This is a genomic window from Streptomyces antioxidans, from assembly GCF_000968685.2.
In the GTDB taxonomy this organism is placed as follows: Bacteria; Actinomycetota; Actinomycetes; order Streptomycetales; family Streptomycetaceae; genus Streptomyces; species Streptomyces antioxidans.
The window spans coordinates 1-1,119 of record NZ_LAKD02000205.1; the positions used below are offsets into that span (position 1 = coordinate 1).

General features: G+C 68.7%; 1 protein-coding gene. It reads right to left on the reverse strand.

The genetic code is table 11. The features are described from left to right. Positions 1-1,119 (reverse strand): AMP-binding protein (locus tag VT50_RS37670; RefSeq protein ID WP_158083253.1); only part of this gene is annotated, 1,119 nt, incomplete at both ends.

Below are 1,119 nucleotides of genomic sequence, written 5' to 3' on the forward strand. Positions count from 1 at the left end.
CAAACCCAACCCACCATCCACCACATACACCCGCGTACCGACGATCGGCCCACCGATCGGGGGCACGTCCGGACCGGAGAGCTGCCCCGTGGCCGTGACGTACACCGTGGCCTCGGTGGGGCCGTAGGCATTCACCATCCGCCGCCCGACGGACCACCGTTGGACCAGTTCCCCCGGACATGCCTCAATGCCGATGATCAAAGTGCGGAGGTCGGGGAACGCACCATCGGGAATGCTGCCCAGCACGGTCGGCGACATGACGGCGTGGCTGATGCGGCCATCCCGCAGTACGACGGCCAGGTCCTCGCCCACCACCATGCGGGCGGGCGGAACGATCAGTGTGGCGCCGGTGGCGAACGCCATAACCAGCTCCATCATGGACACATCGAAACCGGGTGAGGCCAGTTGCAGGACCCGGCTCCCCTCGCCCACGTCGAACCGTTCGGCCTGTGTCAGCGCCAGGCTCGCGATTCCGGCGTGCGGCACCGCGACCCCCTTCGGGGTGCCGGTGGAGCCGGAGGTGTAGATGAGATAGGCCGGATGCAGGGGATGCAGAGGGTGCACACGGTCCGCGTCGGTGACATCTGAGCCGGACAGGGTGGCGATCGCGTCAGCGGTGTCCGGGGCGTCGAGCACGACCGTGGACATTTCGTCACAGCCCAGGTCGCCGAGGGTACGGCCAGTCGTCACCACCGCGAGAGGGCGCGCGTCGCGCAGCATAAAGCCGATGCGGGACGGCGGGTACGCCAGGTCGATCGGCAGATAGGTGGCGCCCGACTTGAGGACCGCCAGAACCGCGATGACCATGTCGAGTGAGCGAGGTACCGCCACGGCCACCACCGCTTCCGGCCCGGCGCCACGTCCGATCAGATACCGGGCCAGCCGATTCGCCCGTGCGTCGGCCTCCGCATAGGTAAGGCACTCCTCTCCGCACTCCACGGCGGGTGCGTGGGGGGTGTGGGTGGCCTGGGCGGACAGGAGGGCGGGGAGAGTGGTGGCGGCGGGTGAGGAGTGGACGGCGGCGGGGTTGCCTTGGCGGAGGAGTGCCGTGCGTTCGGCCGTTGTCAGTAGATCGATGTCGTCGGCCGGCAGGTCGAGGTCAGTCAGGGCCGTCTCCAA